This window comes from Clostridium sp. CX1 (assembly GCF_025398335.1).
GTDB classification, from domain to species: Bacteria; Bacillota; Clostridia; order Clostridiales; family Clostridiaceae; genus Clostridium_AM; species Clostridium_AM tanneri.
In genome coordinates, this window is the sequence record NZ_JAODOO010000003.1 from 98,634 (window position 1) to 118,328 (window position 19,695).

At 31.9% G+C, this 19,695-nt stretch carries 19 protein-coding genes; 17 read left to right on the forward strand and 2 right to left on the reverse strand.

Going from position 1 to position 19,695, the window contains the following annotated elements; genetic code table 11:
* The first annotated feature begins 42 nt into the window (after positions 1–42).
* The 4 genes from N4T77_RS04105 (at position 43) to spoIIR (ending at position 4,521) form a co-directional block, all read left to right on the forward strand.
* The gene (locus tag N4T77_RS04105; RefSeq protein WP_261670477.1) at positions 43–1,503 is read left to right on the forward strand and encodes a spore germination protein; all 1,461 of its coding nucleotides are present in this window, start codon (positions 43–45) and stop codon (positions 1,501–1,503) included.
* A 16-nt stretch (positions 1,504–1,519) separates the two neighbouring features.
* Positions 1,520–2,626, forward strand: a complete 1,107-nt coding sequence (locus tag N4T77_RS04110; RefSeq protein WP_261670478.1) for a spore germination protein — start codon at positions 1,520–1,522, stop codon at positions 2,624–2,626.
* Complete coding sequence (locus tag N4T77_RS04115) at positions 2,623–3,798, forward strand: Ger(x)C family spore germination protein (RefSeq protein ID WP_261670479.1); 1,176 nt, start codon at positions 2,623–2,625, stop codon at positions 3,796–3,798. The genes N4T77_RS04110 and N4T77_RS04115 overlap by 4 nt, the downstream gene beginning before the upstream one ends.
* Positions 3,799–3,873: 75 nt before the next feature.
* Positions 3,874–4,521 (forward strand): stage II sporulation protein R, encoded by a 648-nt coding sequence (spoIIR, locus tag N4T77_RS04120; RefSeq protein WP_261670480.1) that lies wholly within the window; start codon positions 3,874–3,876, stop codon positions 4,519–4,521.
* Positions 4,522–4,535: 14 nt separating this feature from the next.
* Here the strand turns inward: spoIIR and N4T77_RS04125 are convergent, their stop codons facing one another.
* Positions 4,536–5,780 carry an MGDG synthase family glycosyltransferase gene (locus N4T77_RS04125; RefSeq protein WP_261670481.1) on the reverse strand — a complete coding sequence of 415 codons (1,245 nt, stop codon included), beginning with the start codon at positions 5,778–5,780 and terminating at the stop codon, positions 4,536–4,538.
* 386 nt (positions 5,781–6,166) lie between these two features.
* Here N4T77_RS04125 and ypeB point away from each other — a divergent pair, with 386 nt between their 5' ends.
* The 6 genes from ypeB to rho all read left to right on the forward strand — a co-directional run bounded on the left by ypeB (position 6,167) and on the right by rho (position 12,776).
* Positions 6,167–7,537 (forward strand): germination protein YpeB, encoded by a 1,371-nt coding sequence (ypeB, locus tag N4T77_RS04130; RefSeq protein WP_261670482.1) that lies wholly within the window; start codon positions 6,167–6,169, stop codon positions 7,535–7,537.
* Between the two features lie 240 nt (positions 7,538–7,777).
* Positions 7,778–8,194 (forward strand): DUF1934 domain-containing protein, encoded by a 417-nt coding sequence (locus N4T77_RS04135; protein ID WP_261670483.1) that lies wholly within the window; start codon positions 7,778–7,780, stop codon positions 8,192–8,194.
* Positions 8,195–8,307: 113 nt separating this feature from the next.
* Positions 8,308–8,616, forward strand: coding sequence for a ribose-5-phosphate isomerase (locus N4T77_RS04140; protein ID WP_261670484.1), 309 nt, complete (start codon positions 8,308–8,310; stop codon positions 8,614–8,616).
* 219 nt (positions 8,617–8,835) lie between these two features.
* Positions 8,836–10,452: a CTP synthase gene (locus N4T77_RS04145; protein WP_261670485.1), complete on the forward strand. Its 1,617-nt coding sequence runs from the start codon at positions 8,836–8,838 to the stop codon at positions 10,450–10,452.
* A gap of 180 nt (positions 10,453–10,632) precedes the next feature.
* On the forward strand, positions 10,633–10,977 hold the full coding sequence (locus tag N4T77_RS04150) for a hypothetical protein (protein ID WP_261670486.1): 345 nt from the start codon (positions 10,633–10,635) through the stop codon (positions 10,975–10,977).
* 323 nt (positions 10,978–11,300) lie between these two features.
* The gene (gene rho / locus N4T77_RS04155; protein ID WP_261670487.1) at positions 11,301–12,776 is read left to right on the forward strand and encodes a transcription termination factor Rho; all 1,476 of its coding nucleotides are present in this window, start codon (positions 11,301–11,303) and stop codon (positions 12,774–12,776) included.
* A 69-nt stretch (positions 12,777–12,845) separates the two neighbouring features.
* Here the strand turns inward: rho and rpmE are convergent, their stop codons facing one another.
* Complete coding sequence (gene rpmE, locus N4T77_RS04160) at positions 12,846–13,058, reverse strand: 50S ribosomal protein L31 (RefSeq protein ID WP_261670488.1); 213 nt, start codon at positions 13,056–13,058, stop codon at positions 12,846–12,848.
* 317 nt (positions 13,059–13,375) lie between these two features.
* On the opposite strand from rpmE, the gene N4T77_RS04165 reads away from it, so the two are divergent.
* From N4T77_RS04165 to N4T77_RS04195, 7 genes are all read left to right on the forward strand, one after another.
* A complete protein-coding gene (locus N4T77_RS04165) occupies positions 13,376–13,999 on the forward strand; it encodes a thymidine kinase (protein ID WP_261670489.1) in 624 nt (207 codons plus the stop codon).
* Entirely contained in the window at positions 13,999–14,946 is a 948-nt protein-coding gene (locus N4T77_RS04170) for a DUF1385 domain-containing protein (RefSeq protein ID WP_261670490.1), read from the forward strand. The genes N4T77_RS04165 and N4T77_RS04170 overlap by 1 nt, the downstream gene beginning before the upstream one ends.
* A gap of 43 nt (positions 14,947–14,989) precedes the next feature.
* Positions 14,990–15,856: a peptide chain release factor N(5)-glutamine methyltransferase gene (prmC, locus tag N4T77_RS04175; protein ID WP_261670672.1), complete on the forward strand. Its 867-nt coding sequence runs from the start codon at positions 14,990–14,992 to the stop codon at positions 15,854–15,856.
* 57 nt (positions 15,857–15,913) lie between these two features.
* A complete protein-coding gene (gene prfA, locus N4T77_RS04180) occupies positions 15,914–16,990 on the forward strand; it encodes a peptide chain release factor 1 (RefSeq protein ID WP_261670491.1) in 1,077 nt (358 codons plus the stop codon).
* A 45-nt stretch (positions 16,991–17,035) separates the two neighbouring features.
* Positions 17,036–17,647, forward strand: a complete 612-nt coding sequence (locus N4T77_RS04185) for a hypothetical protein (protein WP_261670492.1) — start codon at positions 17,036–17,038, stop codon at positions 17,645–17,647.
* Between the two features lie 159 nt (positions 17,648–17,806).
* Positions 17,807–18,529, forward strand: a complete 723-nt coding sequence (locus N4T77_RS04190) for a ZIP family metal transporter (protein ID WP_261670493.1) — start codon at positions 17,807–17,809, stop codon at positions 18,527–18,529.
* Positions 18,530–18,640: 111 nt separating this feature from the next.
* Positions 18,641–19,693: an L-threonylcarbamoyladenylate synthase gene (locus tag N4T77_RS04195; RefSeq protein ID WP_261670494.1), complete on the forward strand. Its 1,053-nt coding sequence runs from the start codon at positions 18,641–18,643 to the stop codon at positions 19,691–19,693.
* Positions 19,694–19,695: the final 2 nt, after the last annotated feature.

Here is a 19,695-nt window from a genome sequence, read left to right on the forward strand (position 1 = left end):
TAAAAAGAAAAACTACAATAACGTCAAGGGAAGTGATCATTTTTGAAAGAAGAAATTAGAGACTGCATATCATTAAAAACAGAAGAAAACATTTGTTATTTAAAAGAACTTTTAGAAGATGCTTCAGACATAGTTTTTAGGGAGTTTTACATAGGAAAGCTGAAATCAGCATTAGTATACATAGATGGAATGGGAGATAAAATACTTTTAGACGATTATGTGCTTGAAAATGTAATGCTTAAGGGCCATAACATAACGAAGGCAAGTGAAATAAAGGATAGAATTTTAGCTGTCACTGATGTCAGAGAAGTAAAAAAGCTTAGTGAAGGTGTTAACGCAATGCTTTCAGGTGATACTTTGATGTTTGTTGAGGGGCTTGAAGGTGCTTATGTTATAGCTACTCGTTTTTGGCCAGCTAGAGGGGTATCAGAGCCTTCTAGGGAGACTGTAATAAGAGGCGGAAGAGATGGTTTTACTGAAACAATAAGATTTAATACTGCACTAGTTAGAAGAAGAATAAGAGACACAAGGCTTAAGGTAGTTCCAAAGTCTTTAGGTGTTAGATCTAAAACTGATGCAGCAATAATGTATATTGAAGATATTGTAAACAGAGATGCCTTAGAAGAACTGCTTAGCAGAGTAGAAAGAATAAATATAGATGCAGTTTTAGATAGTGGATACGTTGAACAAATGGTAGAGGATGACAAGTGGTCCATCTTTCCTCAGATACAAAATACAGAAAGACCAGATGTGGTGGCTGCAGCATTATATGAGGGTAGGATTGCTATACTTGTAGATAACTCACCTTTTGCGATTATTGTTCCAGCAACCATGCCTAATTTTTTTCAATCACCTGATGATTATTATCAAAGATGGATATACGGATCATTAATGAGGTTTATGAGATTTTTCTCTATTTTTTTATCATTATTGCTACCAGCACTTTATGTAGCAGTTACATCATTTCATACAGCTATAATTCCTACTAAGATGGCATATTTTATAGCTGCATCTAGAGAGGGTGTGCCTTTTCCAGCTTTTGTAGAAGCTATAATTATGGAGGTAAGTTTAGCTTTATTAATCGAGGCTATAGCAAGGCTGCCTAAGGCGATAGGTTCAACTATAGGTATAGTAGGTGGTCTCATTATCGGTCAGGCAGCTGTTACTGCGGGAGTTGTTAGTCCTATAATGATTATTATAGTTTCGGTAACGGCTATAACGAATTTTACTACACCTAATTTTGAGATATCAACTGCTTTTAGGATATTAAGGTTTCTCTTAATAATAGCAGCGTCTGTTGTAGGGTTATATGGTATAGTGCTAGGGCTGATCATTATACTTATACATCTTGTAAAATTAAAAAGTTTTGGTATACCTTATTTATCTCCTATGGTTAACCCTAATATATCAGACTTTAAGGATATGTATATAAGGTTTCCGTTAAAAGCCTTTAGTAAAAGACCAGAATATATGAATACTGAAGATAAAGTAAGACAGAAATAGAGGTGATATGTCTATTATGAAAGATAAAGAATTCGTTACTCCTTTCGGATTGTTTTCTACTATAGTAGTAACCGTTGTTGGAGTAGGTATTTTCTCCTACCCTAGAGAATTGTCAGCGCTAGTTGGAAATGAAGGGTGGATTATATCGATAGTAAGTGGAGTTGTAAGCTATTTATTAATATACATGGCTTATAAAGCCTTGAGAGCTAATAGTTATGATAAGTTATACAATATTTTGAGAAGAAAGTTTGGAAGGGGAATAGGTTCAATCTTAGCTTTATTTTTTATAATATATAACATATTTTCTGTTGCGACAGGTATGAGGATATTTATAGAAGTAATAAAAATGTATCTATTGCAAAAAACTCCTACAGAATTTTTGCTTATAATAACTATACTTGTAGGAAGTTATTTATTAAGAGGAGAGATAGATACCTTAATAAAGTTTAATGAAATCTCATTTTGGATTATGTTTGTTCCTATAATCTTTGTTTTACTATTTACTTTAAATAGAACAGACTTCACTAATATTCTGCCTGTTTTTAATAATAGTCCGATTCAATACATATGGGCTTTAAATACATCAATATTTAGTTTTGGCGGCATTGGTATAATTTACACGGTACTACCTTTTGTAAAAAATAAAAAAGGGATAAAAAGAGCAGCTTTCAAAGGAATCAGTTTTATTACAATTTTTTATACACTTATTGTAGTATTTACATTGGCGGTATTTTCAAAAGAACAAACAAAGATACTATTATGGCCTACCATTACTATGATAAAGTCTATAAGTATTCCTGGAGCTTTCATTGAAAGATGGGAAGGGGTAGTAATGGCGTTATGGGTAATATTCTATTTTACTACCTTTGTAAACTCATACTATTTGTCCGCAGATATACTTAGGGATATGTTTAGTCTGAAAGATGTAAAATTATCATCTGTTTTAATAGTGCCTTTTATATATTTAATTGCTTTATATCCTGAAAATATAGCAGAACTTTATGATATAAATAGTAAAGTTACACCCTTACTTACGCTATATAGTTTAGTAATACTGCCTCTAATACTTTTTTTTAGAAGGTCTTCAGAAAGAAGAGTGGAAGAGAGGGAGATTAAAAAATGAAATTAAGAAAAATGATATCCTTGATTTTAGTTTGTATTTTACTAAGTGGGTGTTGGGATAAGATAGAAATAGATAGAAAAAGTTTGGTATCTATTATGGGAATTGATGTCGGAGAGGAAATCGGTAAAGAGAAAGAGTTAAAGAATTTAAAGCCAGATGAGCCTTACACAGCTATGGATGTAAAAAAAATTCATGTTACTTTTGGAGCTCCAGATATAAGTAAGCTAGGACCAGATAAGGGCTCATCTGCTGAGGACATATATTTAATGGCAGACGGATATTCAATGCAGGATGCTATAAGTAAAGTGTCACTTCAAACAAGCAGGGACATAAAGTTTAGCCATACAAAATTGCTTGTATTAAGTAAGGATTTGATGACTTATCCAGACGTTGCAAAGGAGGTAGTAGATTATCTTCAAAGAGAACCTTCTTTAAACAGAATGATGTATGTAGTTTTAGCGGATGGAAAAGCAGAAGAATACTTGAAATATAAGCCTGGTATGGAGAAAAATATAGAGGGATTTTTAACAGGTCTTATAGAAAATAGCTCTAGGAGTGATACCATATTCCCTATAACACTAAATGAGTTTTTGGTATTATTAAGCCAAAATGGAAATGCAATGCTTCCTGTTATGACAATAGAAAAGGATAAAAATGAGTTAAGAATAGCAGGAGTGGGAATGATAAAAAATTATAAAATAATAGGAAATTTAAGCCCGGTGGAAACTTCGAATCTAGTTATGCTTAGAGGAAAGCTAAGAGGAGGAAGAAGAGTAACTTATCTAAACGGTCATCCAGTAGACATTAGTATTGATGGAGTAGACAGAAAGATATCTGTACAGGATGCTGGAGGTAAGCTGATATTTAATATAGACTTGAGGATAGAGGGAGAAGTAAAGGATTATCATACTGACGGCAGTATATTCTCTAAAGATACCTTAAGTTATATACAAGATAATTTCAATAAATCTATAAAAAAAGAATGTGAGCAAGTAGTTAGAATAACACAGCAGGAGTTTGAAGTTGATCCTATAGGACTTAGAGAGTATGTTGAAAAGTTTCATCCGAGTATATGGAAAAAAAGAAAAAATAGCTGGGGAGAAAGCTATAAAAATGCAGTTGTAAATGTAAATGTTAATACAAATGTAAGAAGAATAGGAGTAGTAAAATAGTTTTAAAAGTGAATATAACTAAAATATCTGTCAATAATTAGTGATATAAAGATAAAGATATTGGGGGATAAAAAAATGAAAAAGCTTTTATTAATAATTATTAGTGTTTTAGTTATATTTACTTTAAATAGTAAACAGGTAAGCGTAAAAGGTGAAAATGTTCAAAAGGATATAGCAGGTAAGATTATAAGATTTCATGTTTTAGCTAACAGTGACTCAAAAGATGACCAAGCCCTAAAATTAAAGGTAAGAGATAAAGTTTTAGAATATATCCAACCGAAGCTTAAAGGCTCTAAAAGTATAGAAGAGTCTAGAGAAATAATTAAAAGAAACAATAAAGAGATATTATATATTGCAAGTAAAGTTATAGAAGAAAACGGATATAACTACCCAGTTAGAGCAGCAATAGAAAATGAAAACTTTCCTATAAAAACCTATGGAAATATAACTTTACCTCAGGGTAATTATGAAGCATATAGAATAATCATAGGGAATGGTGAAGGAAAAAACTGGTGGTGTGTAATGTTTCCTCCTCTCTGCTTTGTAGATATCACTAAAGGTGAGGTTTCTTATAAAGAAACAGAAGAGCAAATGAAGAAGGTTTTGACACCAGAGGAATATAAAATTGTAAATAACAAAATAAGCTCTGGTAACAAGGAGACTGGTAATATAAAGGTTGAATTTAAGATATTGGAGATGTTAAAAAAGAAGAATCCAGCATAGTATATGCTGGATTTTTAGTTGCCAATAAAAATTTTTGTGGCTGTTTTCATGAAATATTCTTCTACTGACTTAAAAAAGTTCTTATCAGTGCTGTTTTTATCAAAGACTTTTTCAGAAGTTTTAATTTTATTACTTGTGTCCGTTTCTTTAACAAGTAACTCCATAAGCTTAAATATTTCACTTGCAGAATGGGGTTTTGAAAAGTTTGCAAAGTTCTCACGCATTATATCTAATTTTTTATCAAAAGATAAAAGATTTTCTACAGTTTCTTTACAATTATCAATGTTAAAAAAGTTAACTGCTAAGTCATGCTTTAGAAGAAATTCTGCATTCTTTTCCTCTTGGCCAGGTATCGGAGAAAAAATTCCAATAGGGGTCTGGCATATTAGCGCTTCTGTTATTGTAAGGCCTCCAGGTTTAGTTAAAAGTAAATCACAAGCTTGCATGTATTTATTAACCTCATCTGTATAGCCTATAATTCTAGTTTCCTTTGATGAGTTTCCTTTAAGTTTCATAAGTTCATAGTAAAGTTTTCTATTACTTCCGGTAATAATTATTATTTGAATTTCATTAGTAACCTTAACCAGTTCCTTATACACATCGGTAATCTTACCAATTCCTAGGCTTCCGCCCATAACTAGTATAGTATTCTTCTCTTTACTTAGGCCTAGTTCATTTAAGGTGTTCTTTTTATCATATTTTTCTGTAAAGCCAGGTTTAACTGGTATACCTAAGTTATATATAATGTTTCTAGGAATACCTTTTGAAACCATATCCTCAATCATATCACAGCTAGAAACTATATAAGCGTTAATATTAGGGTGAAGCCAGGAGCTATGAGGATAATAGTCTGTAATTATTGTAATAGCTGGAATAGCCACTTTATACTTAGACTTCATTATGGATATCATTTCTGTTGAAAAGGAATGCATACTCACCAGTATATCTGGGTTGAAGTCCTCAATTAAAGGAAGCAGCTTATGAGTCATAATTTCAATGAACTTAGAGCCTATTGTATTTACTAGCGTATAATCTCCCTCGTAATGGGTATATAACTTTCCATAAAGTGAAGGAGTTACCTTTAGAGTTTTCAAATAGCTTCCTATTACTACCTTATCTATTAATGGATTTATGTATTTAAAAGCATCTATAACTTTAACTTCCGAGTTTGAGTCTTTTAAATTTATATAATCTTTTAGTGCCTCTGCAGCCTGACTATGACCGCCACCTGCAGAAATTGAAAGGATTAATACCTTCATTTAATCACCTTCCGGTTAAGTATGTAATAATATTATATAAAATGTAACAAGAATAATAAACAAGTTTAATAAACAATTAAGAAAAAGTTAATATAAAAATAAACTCACATAATAGTTTTGTCTCACTATAGTTATTTTATTCTAATGCTTAAGAATAATACAAAAAATTACATCTCTTTTTATTTAGTGCATATTTCTATTTTAACACTTAACTAAAGTCTATACTAACTTAATTAATAAATATTGCAAATTATTTTTAGCCTATTTAAACAAAATCTCCCCTAGTGAATAACTATCAGTTAAATACAGATAATATAGAATATAGTTTTTATTAAATATAGAACTAATTATGGAACTATTACTACTTGATATTAGGAGGAGTTTTTATGAAAATCACCAGAAAAAGAATGATATATACTTCATTAGTAACTTTAATTGTAGTTTTTTCAAGTACTTTTGCTGTTCTTATGACTCTAGAAAGGACAGATTATAGAAATTATCTTCAGGGAGAATATAGCAAGAGTATGTATGATTTGGTAGATTCGGTTCAGAATATAAGAGTAAACCTAGGAAAGGCTGCAGTAGTAGGTTCTAAAGAACAAGGAATAGTTTTGTTTGGTGAAATATTCAGGAATGCATCTATAGCAAATGACAAGCTGCATTCTCTTCCAGTATCACAGCAAACAATAGGTGATACTAGTAAATTTCTAACTCAGGTCGGGGATTTTTGCAACTCTCTTGTTAGAGCTTCATCGGAAGGAAGAACCCTAACTGATCAAGAATATGCCTCCGTAGATAGGCTGAAAGAAGAGTCCTTTGCTTTAGAACAGCAGCTTAAAAATCTGGCATTAGATATAAACCAAGGAAAAGTAAGATGGGGAGAGATAAGAAAAAAGGTAACAGGGGTATTAGCAAGCGGCAAGGGGGAACCATTGGCAGAAAAGTTTGAAGGTATACAAAAACAAGTGGTTCAATATCCTGCTTTGATATATGATGGACCTTTTTCAGAAAATGTTTTAGAGATAAAACCAAGAATAAACTCTCAAAAAGAGGTGTCGCAAAAACAAGCAGAAGAAATTGCTAGAAATATAATAGGAAAAGACAAGATAGAGAGTATATCATTTCAACCAAACCAAGGAAAAACTACTATAGATGCTTATAGATTCTCAGCTGCATTAAAAGGAAAGAGAGATAAGAATGAAAGTGTAGTTTGTGAGATAAGTAAGCACGGTGGAAAAGTAGTTTATCTAATTAACAATAGAAGTGTAGGTGCAGCAACTGTAGATGCTAAAAAGGCAATAGACCTGGGAACAAATTATCTTAAAAATATAGGTTATAATAATATGGTATCTACATATTCGCAAAATTACGGGACTACAGTAGTAACAAACTATGTTTATAAGCAAGGAAATGTTACTGTGTATCCGGATCAAGTAAAACTTAAGATTGCATTAGATAATGGTAGTATAGTTGGAATAGAATCGGAAAAATACCTAGTAGCCCATGAAGAAAATAGAACAATTTCTAATCCTAAGATAACTCCAGAACAAGCAAAAGAAAAAATATCGAAAAGACTCAATGTTAATAACGTTAGGCTTGCAATAGTACCAACGGAAACAAATAAGGAAGTATTGTGTTATGAGTTTTTTGGAAGCTATAAAGATGATAACTTCCTGGTTTATATAAACGCAGATACTGGATATGAACAAAAGATAATGCAAATTATAAATACACCAAACGGCCAACTTACTATGTAGTAATGAACCTCAAAGCTGACATATTATATTTGATAGTCGTTATTTATAAGTAGAGAGGATATAAAATTGTACACCTGGCTAAAATTTCACCATTCCTTAAGTAGGATAATTAATAAATAAGTTATTGATAAAGTTATAAAAATTTACTAAACTAATATTTAGAAGTTTTGTACTTTATTAAGGTATTTAGGGGAGTTAAATTTAAGTTTAGTTCCGAATCAGTAGGAGGGATGGAGGATTATGAAAAAGAAAGCGATAGTATCAGTGTCTAGTAAAGTTAGTGGTGATGATGAAGCTGTAGAAGTAGTTACACCAGGAGATTTCTATAAAAAAGATAATGCTTATTATGCAGTTTATGAAGAAACAGAGGTTTCTGGCATGGAAGGAACTACAACAACTTTAAAAATAGGTGAAAATAAGCTCTCTCTTATAAGAATGGGAAGTACTACTGCAAAAATGGATTTTGACAAAAAATCTAAAAGTATATCTATGTATAATACCCCTTACGGAACCATTCAACTAGAGATAGAAACAAACAGCTTAGATATTAACATCAATGAAGAGGGCGGAAATGTACTTATAAATTATAATATGGCTGTAGGTGGGAACGCTCCTACTAATACTGTTTTAACAGTAAACATAAAGACGCAGGAATAGCAGATATACCTGCGTCTTTTCTATTTACTATTATATTTATTATGACTTTGTTTAGAATTTTAATATATGGACAATACTTAAATTAATAAAGTACAACAAAAGGAAGTGTTATATTGGGAAAATATTTTACAGGCAAAGAGGAAAGATATGAAAAGATAATCAACTTGCTATGCGAATATAAAGGTGTAAAACGAGAAGAATTATTAGAAATTTTAAAGGATCAGAATTGTAAATATCTTTTTTTTCTTTTAATAAAGAGGTATGGTTGTGATGATATGGGAATACTAAAAAGAGACTTCCCTTCAGTTAACAAAAACAAGATAAATAACAACCTAAAAAAGGCAGAGGAAAAGCTTTTATTAAATAGAAAAATAAGAGATATGTATTTTGAAGCAGAGGATTTAATCGAAAAAGTAGAATAGACCAATGAATTTTACAAAAAATAATATAGCACAAAATAAAATAATGTGATATTATATTTAGTATGTTTTAAAACGCAAAAATCCCATTATATAATGAGGGTAATTTTTATTATATAGTTATTAAATTACTTTGTCAAGAATTATTTACTATATTACATATAAATATTTCATAATTTATAAAAATAGGGGGTGAAGACTGCTTTAAAAAGCAGTAGTTTTATGAGTACAAAATATATATTTGTAACCGGAGGAGTAGTATCTTCGTTAGGAAAAGGAATAACAGCAGCTTCATTAGGAAGACTCTTAAAAAATAGAGGTCTTAAGGTTTCGATTCAAAAATTTGACCCATATATAAATATAGACCCAGGAACAATGAGTCCATACCAACATGGAGAAGTCTTTGTAACTGATGATGGTGCAGAAACTGACTTAGATTTGGGGCATTACGAAAGATTTATAGATGAAAGCTTAAGTAAAAACAGCAATGTTACAACAGGTAAAATATATTGGTCAGTCATATCAAAGGAGAGAAAAGGAGATTACTTAGGTGGTACTGTTCAGGTAATTCCGCATATAACAAATGAAATTAAATCTAGAGTATATAGAGTGGGTAAAGAAAGAGATGTGGATGTGGTTATAACTGAGATAGGTGGAACGATTGGAGATATAGAATCTTTACCTTTTTTAGAAGCTATAAGACAGATAAAGTATGATGTTGGAAGAGAGAATGTATGTTTTATACATGTTACATTAGTACCTTATTTAGGTAAGTCAGGGGAGCTTAAAACTAAACCTACGCAACATTCTGTAAAGGAATTAAGAAGCATTGGTATTCAGCCAGACATAATTGTATGTCGTTCAGAAAAACCTCTTTCTGATGATTTAAAAGAGAAAATTGGATTGTTCTGTAACGTAGATGCAAATGCAGTTATTCAAAATCTAGATGCAGAGAATTTGTATGAGGTTCCATTAATGCTTCATAAAGAGGGGTTAGATAAACTAGTATGTGAAAAACTAAGTTTAGGATGTAAAGAAATAGATAACGGTGAATGGATAAACATGGTAGAGAGAATTAAAGGTCTTTCTAAAAATATAACTATTGCTTTAGTTGGTAAGTACGTTGAACTTCATGATGCTTATATATCTGTAGTAGAAGCGTTAAGTCACGGTGGTTATGCTAATGATGCAAATGTAAGTATAAAATGGATAAGTGCTGTAGATGTTACAAGGGATAATGTTGAGGAGTACTTAAAAGATGTAGATGGAATTCTAGTACCTGGTGGTTTTGGTGATAGAGGAGTAGAGGGTAAAATTGAAGCAATTAGATGGGCTAGGGAGAATAAGGTTCCCTTTCTTGGAATATGTCTTGGAATGCAGTGCGTTGTTATAGAATTTGCAAGAAACGTCTTGGGGTATAATGATGGAAACAGCTCTGAAATAGACCCTGAAACTAAACATCCAGTAATTGATTTAATGCCAGATCAAAAGGATATAGACGAAAAGGGCGGTACTATGAGACTAGGAGTATATCCATGTAAGCTTACAAAGGAAACAAACTCATTTAAAGCTTACGGCGAAGAAATAATATATGAGAGACATAGACATAGATATGAGTTTAACAACGAGTATAGAAAGGTTTTAACAGAATCAGGCTTAATTTTAGGAGGAACAAGTCCAGATTCAAGATTGGTAGAGATTGTTGAGATTAAGGATCATCCTTGGTTTGTGGCGGTTCAATTTCACCCTGAACTTAAGTCAAGACCAAATAGGCCTCATCCTTTATTCAAAGATTTCATTAAAGCATCCATAGACAATAGTGATTTGGAAATTGAATAAAATATGAACAAGAGTTGGCATGTGTAAATATACTTAAAATTTACACATGCCAACTTTTTATACATGAAAAATACCTAGATGAAAATTAATTATAAACTTTAATGAAGGATTTTAATGATATTTATAGAAATATTATATTTAGATTATAATAACAATTAAAGTTTCACAGGGGTGAATTACATGATATTAAATGCTAATATGAGTATTGCAGTAAAAAATTTTTATGACCAATATGACATAGAGGTTTTTTCTTTATTTGAATTAAATAGAGTTAATGAAACCTTCACCTCTTTAACGGTAAAGGTTCAGAATAACAAAGAGGTGGTACTTAAAATCAGCTGTCCGGTTTGTGGTAATTACCATTATTACAGATATACAATAGGTGAGTTTGTGAAAAGAAAGTTAATAGTAGGAGGTTGTGAGGTTTTAGGAGTACCTTTGTTCTATATAGGATATGAGCATGAAGTAATAAAAAAGGCTAATAAGCACAATAGTATAAATAAGAGAATATGTGCTACAATATAAACAAAGGAGTAAAAGACCTCTTTTACTCCTTTGTTTTGCACTAAAGTATCATAAATTTTTTTATTGCTAAGTATAAAATTGCATTTAATAAGTAATATTTAGTTGAAAATATGGATTAAAATAAAAAAAAGGGGTATAATGTATTTTACAGTGTACCTTTCAATAAAGAGTTTCTCTATCTGAGAATTCCAGTTCGGTATGCATCAATAATTATCTTATTATATAAGGATGAAATCTTGCAGCTGTTGGCTGATATAAAATTCTTTCCTGTTTTTCCTAGCGATTATATATAATAAAAATTAAATAATGTGAGGTGTTATTTTTTGGTTAGTAATGATTTGGAAAATATGACTGTTGCGGAATTAAAAGAGCTAGCAAAAAATTTAGATATAAAGAATATATCGAAATATAAGAAGGCTCAATTAATCGAACAAATAAAGATGGTTTCGCCTGCCTTTATCGAAAAGGATGGTATAATACTTAGAGAAAAGATAAGCCCTAAAAACGAATCTCTACATATTGACCAGGAAGCAGAGGCGGTTAATAACATTGAAGTTGATAATGTTAAAAATGAAGAGAATAAAGTGGAAGAAGAAAAGGTTGAAGAACCAAAAGTTAGTGAGGAAGAAAAAAGAGAAAAACTTAAGGAAATGATTAATGAATCAGATACAGCAAGAGGCGTGCTTGAAATAATAGAAAATAATAATTATGGCTTTTTAAGAGGAAGAAATTACTTGACTGGTCCAGACGACATATACGTATCACCATCTCAAATAAGAAGATTTAATTTGAAGACAGGGGATGAAGTTCAAGGTAAGGTAAGAACTCCTAAAGAAGGAGAAAAGTTTAAGGCGTTACTTTATGTAGAAAAAGTAAATGGAGAAAATCCGGAAAGAGCAGTAGGTAGAAAGCCTTTTGACAAACTCATTCCTATATACCCAGATGAGAGATTGTATTTAGAAACAGAGCGCTCTGATCTGTCAACAAGACTTATGGATATAATATCACCTATTGGAAAAGGTCAAAGAGGAATTATAGTTGCACCTCCTAAAGCTGGTAAAACTACTCTTCTAAAGAAAGTAGCACAAAGTATATCTAAAAATCACCCAGATATAAAACTTATAGTTGTTTTAATTGATGAAAGACCAGAAGAAGTTACAGATATGCAAAGGTCAATTAATGGAGAAGTAATTTATTCGACTTTTGATGAAGAACCAGAACACCATACTAAAGTTGCTTACATGGTTCTTGAGAGAGCTAAAAGAATGGTGGAACAGGGACAGGATGTAGTGATTTTATTAGATAGTATAACAAGGCTTTCAAGAGCTTATAACTTAACAATAACTCCAACAGGAAGAACTCTTTCTGGTGGATTAGATCCAGGAGCACTTATAATGCCTAAAAAGTTCTTTGGTGCAGCAAGAAACATAGAAGAAGGCGGAAGTCTTACTATACTTGCTACAGCTCTCGTTGAAACAGGAAGCAGAATGGACGATATGATATTTGAGGAATTCAAGGGTACTGGAAATATGGAAGTGCACCTAGATAGAAGACTTCAAGAAAGAAGAATATTCCCGGCTATAGACATATATAAATCTGGTACTAGAAGGGATGACTTACTATTTAGCAGTCAGACAGAAAAAGAAGCGGCCTTTAACATAAGAAAGGTACTATATGATGAAAACAACACTCAAGGTGTTACGGAGCAGTTAATAAGCTTATTATCGAAAACTAAATCCAATGAAGAGTTTACTTCTTTTATTAGCAAAACTGAACTTGGAAGAAATTTAAATAAATAATAAAACCTGTCCTTTACAGTAAAGGACAGGTTTTATAATAAGTTCTAAAAACAAAATCTTTAAAGCTTATTATTCTTCTGATTTTAAGTTGAACTTCTTCATGAATTTATCTACTCTACCACCAACGTCCATTATCTTCTGTTTACCAGTGTAGAATGGATGGCATTTTGAGCATATTTCAACTTTAAGTTCCTTCTTAACTGAACCAGTTGTAAAAGTGTTTCCACATGCGCACTTAACTACCGCGTCATTATGGTAATCTGGATGTATGCCTTGTTTCATGTTTTTCACCTCTTTCAAACTTAAGGATATATCGTATTTTATAATATCCTGTATTTTTAACTACTGTATTATAACATAGTGCTGCCATTATAGTCAATAAAGACTTATATAAAGGGTTACAGTAATTTCCATAGATGTTTAATAATCGAGTTCATGCAGGAGAATATTGTATATATTTGCATGGGGTCATGTTTAAAATATTCTTTGAATATATATATTAGGTTTGATAAAATATATTTATCTTTTATATGTTATGTACTTAATAATAGAATTATACAGATTGTTCAAGTCAATAATAAACAAGAGGGGTAATAAAGATGAGTAAATTATACTTTAGGTACGGAGCTATGAATTGTGGTAAATCAACAAATTTATTGCAGGTAGCTCATAACTATGAAGAAAGAGGTATGAAAGTTGTTATTATAAAGCCTAAGACAGATACTAAGGGTGGAAACAAGGTTGTATCAAGGTTAGGAGTCACTAGAGAAGTGAATATGCTGCTAGACGGAGAGAAAGATATATATGAGGAAGTTGAAAGATGGATAAATTGTAATGGAAAAATAGACTGCATTTTAGCAGATGAAGTGCAATTCTTTAAGAAAAGTCAAATAGACCAACTTTTCAAAATAGCAGTGATAATGGATATACCAACAATTTGCTATGGACTTCGTACAGATTTCCAAATGCAGGGTTTTGAGGGCAGTGAAAGATTATTACTCTTAGCACATAGTTTAGAAGAATTAAAAACTATATGTAAATGTGGCAAAAAAGCATTATTAAATGGAAGAAAAATCAATGGGAAATTTGTCTTTGAGGGAAAGCAAATTGCTATTGATAAAGAAGATAACATAGAATACGAGGCGCTTTGTCCAAAATGCTATTTCCAGTTCAAGGAAGAATATGATATGGAAAAACGGGATAAAAAAATGGGGTGTAATTAATGAAAAAAAGAACATCTGTTGGTGGGCAGGCGGTAATTGAAGGAGTAATGATGCGGGGAGTAAGCGGAATAGCAACAGCTGTAAGGAAACCCGATGGTGAAATTGTAATAGATAAAAAAGAAAGTATACCATATACAAAGCGAAATAAGCTCCTAGGTTTTCCTATAATAAGAGGGTTTGTATCCCTGCTGGAGTCTATGATAATTGGAATAAACACCTTAAATTACTCAGCAACATTCTTTGAGGATGAGGAAGAAAGAGAACCATCAAAATTTGATAAGTGGTTTGAAAAAGTGTTTAAGGATAACAGTGAAGATGTATTGATTGGAATAACACTTTTTATCTCTTTTGCGGTAGCAGCACTACTGTTTTTCATACTACCAACTTTTGCGGCTAATATATTCAAAAAAGTAGGAATACAAGATACTATACAGTTGAATGTCATTGAAGGTGTAATAAGGGTAATGATATTTTTGTTATATATATACATGATAGGAAAAATGGAAGATATAAATAGAGTGTTTCAGTATCATGGCGCAGAACATAAGGCTATATTTTGCTATGAAAATGGAGCAGAACTTACTCCGGAAAATGCACAGAAGTTCACTAGATTTCATCCTAGGTGTGGAACTAATTTTTTATTTTTAGTTATGATAGTCAGTATAGTATTATTTTCTCTAACAGGGTGGAATACTCTTATTGAAAGAATATTGTATAGAGTAATACTTTTGCCTGTAGTATCTGGAGTAACTTATGAAATTATAAAGTGGATGGGAAATAGTGATAGTATTATATCTAAAGTTACATCATATCCAGGATTAACTCTTCAGAAGCTTACAACAAGAGAACCAGACTATGAGCAGCTTGAGGTAGCAATAGCTGCACTTAAGTCTGCTGAAGGGATTGAGGATACAGCTAGCGGCAGTCAATTATCAATGAATAATTAAAGAAGGATTGCGGAACGGAGAATTTAGTATGAAACGAGAGAAGATGAGAGTTGGAGAGCTTTTACAAGAAGGATATAAAATTTTAAAATCTGTACAAATAGATAGTTACCAATTAGATACGGAGTTACTGCTAGGTAAAGTGATAAAAAAAGATAGGTTATTTATGCTTCTAAATAGAGATTATGAAGTAGATTGCGATGAAGCTGAACAATATTTTAGTCTTATAGAGAAAAGAAAAAGTAAGATGCCTATAAAATATATGTTAGGTGAGTGTGAATTTATGGGTATTCCTTTTTATATTCGAGAAGGAGTTCTTATTCCTAGGCCGGATACAGAGGTTTTAGTAGAAACTGCTATTGATGAAATTAAGCAAAATAGTTATAAAAAACTATGTGATGTATGTTGTGGAAGTGGAATTATTGGCATATCTATAGTCAAGTTTGTTGATTATATTGAAGCTAAATGCTCTGATATTTCTGAGGTAGCTTATGAGGTAACATCTGAAAATATAAAAAGATTGAACATAGAAGATAGGGTTAAAGTTGAAAAAGGAAATCTACTCCAAGGCTTCATAGATAGAAATGAAAAATTTGATATTATAGTATCAAATCCACCTTATATAAGAGGAGAAGTCATAGAAACCTTAATGGAAGATGTTAAGAACTATGAACCATATCAAGCTTTGTATGGAGGAGAAGATGGATTAGATTTTTATAGATCTATAACCGAACAAAGTTTAAAGGTCTTAGTATGTGGTGGTGTATTGATATTTGAAATAGGACATGATCAAGGTGAAGAGGTAGGCAACATATTAAGACAGAACGGTTTTAGTGATGTGGTTTGTATAAAGGACTTAGCAGGTAAGGATAGAGTTGTTAAAGGGAAATTTGAAATTGGTTGCGAAAAGTAAAAGTATTATGATATAATTATTAATTGTGAAAATATTTATACGGAGTGATAAAAAGTTATGTTAAATAGACTTAATTTTATAGAAAATAAATACGAGGAACTTTCCATAAAGATAAGTGATCCGTCAGTTATGGCAGATCAAAAGGAATGGCAGAAACTATGTAAGGAACATGCTGATTTAGAGACAGTGGTTATGAAATACAGAGAGTATAAAAAGGCTAAAGATGAATTAGAGTCTGCAAAAGAAATGTTAAAGGATGAAACTGATAAAGAGTTAAGGGAAATGGCTCAAGAGGAAGTAAAAGATTTGACTGCTCTTATTGAAGAAAAAGAACAGGAATTAAAAATACTTCTTTTACCTAAGGATCCTAATGACGACAAAGACGTTTTTGTTGAAATAAGAGCTGGAGCAGGTGGAGAAGAAGCAGCTCTATTTGCAGCTAATTTAACAAGAATGTATACAAGATATGCGGAGCGTATGAGATGGAAGGTTGAAACTATAAGTATCAATGCTACGGATATTGGAGGATTTAAAGAAATTGTATTTATGATAAAGGGTAATGGAGCTTATAGTAAGTTAAAGTATGAAAGTGGTGCCCATAGAGTTCAAAGGGTTCCTGATACTGAATCAAGTGGAAGAATTCATACATCTACAGCTACTGTTGCTGTTTTACCAGAAGTGGATGATGTAGAGATTGAAGTTAGTCCTAATGATATAAGAATAGATGTATTTAGAGCATCAGGACACGGTGGACAGTGCGTTAATACTACTGACTCAGCGGTGAGAATTACTCACTTACCATCTGGCATAGTTGTATCCTGTCAGGACGAAAAATCACAGCTTAAAAATAAGGAAAAAGCTATGAAGGTTTTAAAATCAAGATTATTTGAAAAAGCAGAAGCTGAAAGAGCAGCAAGTATTGCTGAGGATAGAAAAAGTCAGGTTGGAACTGGGGATAGAAGTGAAAGAATAAGAACTTATAACTATCCACAAGGAAGAGTTACAGACCATAGAATAGGAGTAACTTTATATAAGTTAGATGCATTCCTTGATGGAGATATAGATGATATATTAGATGCTTTAATTACTGCAGAACAAGCTGAAAAAATGAAAGCAATAGGAAACAATCAATAAGCCAATTGCAAAGTCTTTGATGTTGTAATGAAAAGGGGTAAAGGGATGAACATAGATAAAGCCATTAGAAAGCAAAAAAAGTCTTATAAGAGATTTCTGCTATCTATGGGCTTTATTTTTTTTGTATTACCTGCTGCTTTGGTTTTTTATAAGAAGATCCATATATTTTATATACTTTATTTGATGGTGCTTGAACTTTTAATAATTTTAGCGCTTTTCATAAGTATTAATAATGAAATGTTAAGGTTTAATTATGATGGGTATCGTTTAAAGTTAATTTTAGGATTAGGAAAAAAGAGACTAAATTTAACTGCTAATAATATCGTATTAGTTCATGTAGAAAATATTGATGGACAAGAAAATGCAGAAGAAGATTTTAGAATAATACTGCTTTCTACATCAAAATTTAGAAGCAATAGAATGATTCCCGTTAACCTAGTTTTTTTAAGAAATCACCCTTATGTAGCTTACTGTTATAATAGAATTAAGATTTTACATCCAAATGATCAATATTATTTTACCATAATAAAAAAGGGTGGAATAAAGAAGTATCCCCTTTTGGATACAATATATAAAACCTGTGTATATGCTTACTTTACAGAAGATACTATAGAAAAAATAAAATTTTATCGAGAAAATTCAGAGTATTATAATTAATGTTTAGAATTTAGGGGTTGGTAAGATTTGCAGGGTATCAATAGAAAAAGTAATTTTATTAGTTACTGCCGATATACCTATATATTAAGTTTTCATCATATATGTGCAATTAATCAAATAAACTTGATATATAAGTAATAAATAAAGTAGGGTGGTTTTTTGGATGGAAATATGATTGGTATTGTAGTTATTGGCAGCACCGTATCTTTAGTAGGCACAATGATTGGGGCATCTTTAGGGGTAATAGTGAAAAAGCCTTCTAATAAATTGCTTGGAAGTATAATTGGATTTGCTGGAGGCTTAATGTTAGCGGTGGTAGTTTTCGATTTAATTCCTGAGGCCCTTAACGAGTGGAGTTTTGGTGGGACCTTATTTTTCTGCTTAATGGGAATTATAGTTATTGCCATTATTGATAACAAGATAAATATTGATACCCTTAACCAACATGTTAAAGTAGCATTTATGGCGGCACTAGGACTTATGATTCATAACTTTCCTGAGGGGGTAATAATGGGGTGCGGATTTGCAGCTGGTGGAACCTTAGGAATAAAAATGAGTTTAATTATAGCTATTCATGATATACCGGAGGGAATTGCAGTATCTGCTCCGTTAATGGCATCTAGAGTAAGGGTATCTAAGATATTACTTTATGCTTTTATAACAGCGTTTCCTACTGCACTAGGTACCTGGTTAGGAGCTTACATAGCTAATATATCACAAAATATATTAGGTGCATGCCTGTCTTTTGCATCAGGAATAATGCTATATGTTGTTTGTGGTGAAATGATACCAGAGTCATCTAGGCTTTGGGAGGGAGTAACTAGTACTATAGGAGTTTTAAGTGGAATTATAATAGGACTAACTATGGTAAAATTGATATAGTTTATAAAGACTGCTTAATTGTGAACTAGGCAGTCTTTTTATTTGGATATACACTTGAAAAAGGATTTCTGCTAAACTATAATTGTTAGTTAAAGGGGAGGTGTAAATAAAATGAACACAAGGATTATAATGTTAGATGAATCAAACCTAGATACTAGTGTTATAGAAGAAGCTGGGAAGGTTATAAGAGAAGGGGGACTCGTAGCATTCCCAACGGAAACTGTTTATGGGTTAGGGGCTAATGCATTGAGTAATGATGCAGTAAAAAAGATATTCGAAGCAAAGGGGAGGCCTCAAGATAATCCACTAATAGTTCACATATCAGATATAGAAGAAATAAAGGCTCTAGTTGCAGAAGTACCAGATATTGCAGAAAGGTTTATGAAAAGGTTTTGGCCAGGACCGATGACGGTAATTTTGCCCAAATCCTCAATTATTCCGGATGCTACAAGTGCAGGGTTACCTAGTGTAGGAATAAGAATGCCTTCAAATGTTATAGCGAGGGCTCTTATAACGGCTGCTGGAGTACCTATAGCAGCACCATCTGCCAATATTTCAGGAAGACCAAGTCCAACGGATGTTCAGAGGTGCATAGAGGATTTAGATGGAAGGGTTGATTACATTTTAGGTGGAGAAATGAGTGACATAGGCTTAGAGTCCACTGTTATAGATTGTACTGTAAAGCCAACTTGTGTGCTAAGACCAGGTGGAATAACTCTAGAAATGTTAAAAGAGGTAGATCCAGATACATATATTGACACTGCTATAATGAGAAAACCAGGTGAAGACTTTAAGCCTAAGGCACCAGGAATGAAGTATAGACATTATGCTCCTAAGGCACCTGTAAAAATTGTTCAGGGAGATTTAAAAAAAACTATTGCAAAAATTAACGAAATGGTGCAAAATTATATAGATGGAAATAAAGTGGTAGGAATAATGGCTACAGATGAAACTAAGGATTTCTATCCAAGGGGAGTAGTTATCTCTTTAGGGAGCAGAAAAAATATGATAAATATATCTCAAAGCCTATTTGAAACTCTTAGGAGTTTTGATGATAAAAAGGTTGATGTGATAATTTCAGAGTCTTTTGAAGAAAAAGGCGTAGGTGTAGCTATTATGAATAGACTAAATAAATCAGCAGCCTTTGATATTATTAAAGTTTAATT

Coding starts and splice junctions, on each gene's coding strand:
- N4T77_RS04110 (WP_261670478.1), top strand. CDS start 1,520: ATGAAAGATAAAGAATTCGTTACTCCTTTCGGATTGTTTTCTACTATA.
- N4T77_RS04115 (WP_261670479.1), top strand. CDS start 2,623: ATGAAATTAAGAAAAATGATATCCTTGATTTTAGTTTGTATTTTACTA.
- spoIIR (WP_261670480.1), top strand. CDS start 3,874: ATGAAAAAGCTTTTATTAATAATTATTAGTGTTTTAGTTATATTTACT.
- N4T77_RS04125 (WP_261670481.1), bottom strand. CDS start 5,780: ATGAAGGTATTAATCCTTTCAATTTCTGCAGGTGGCGGTCATAGTCAG.
- ypeB (WP_261670482.1), top strand. CDS start 6,167: ATGAAAATCACCAGAAAAAGAATGATATATACTTCATTAGTAACTTTA.
- N4T77_RS04135 (WP_261670483.1), top strand. CDS start 7,778: ATGAAAAAGAAAGCGATAGTATCAGTGTCTAGTAAAGTTAGTGGTGAT.
- N4T77_RS04145 (WP_261670485.1), top strand. CDS start 8,836: ATGAGTACAAAATATATATTTGTAACCGGAGGAGTAGTATCTTCGTTA.
- N4T77_RS04150 (WP_261670486.1), top strand. CDS start 10,633: ATGATATTAAATGCTAATATGAGTATTGCAGTAAAAAATTTTTATGAC.
- rpmE (WP_261670488.1), bottom strand. CDS start 13,058: ATGAAACAAGGCATACATCCAGATTACCATAATGACGCGGTAGTTAAG.
- N4T77_RS04165 (WP_261670489.1), top strand. CDS start 13,376: ATGAGTAAATTATACTTTAGGTACGGAGCTATGAATTGTGGTAAATCA.
- N4T77_RS04170 (WP_261670490.1), top strand. CDS start 13,999: ATGAAAAAAAGAACATCTGTTGGTGGGCAGGCGGTAATTGAAGGAGTA.
- prmC (WP_261670672.1), top strand. CDS start 14,990: ATGAGAGTTGGAGAGCTTTTACAAGAAGGATATAAAATTTTAAAATCT.
- prfA (WP_261670491.1), top strand. CDS start 15,914: ATGTTAAATAGACTTAATTTTATAGAAAATAAATACGAGGAACTTTCC.
- N4T77_RS04185 (WP_261670492.1), top strand. CDS start 17,036: ATGAACATAGATAAAGCCATTAGAAAGCAAAAAAAGTCTTATAAGAGA.
- N4T77_RS04195 (WP_261670494.1), top strand. CDS start 18,641: ATGAACACAAGGATTATAATGTTAGATGAATCAAACCTAGATACTAGT.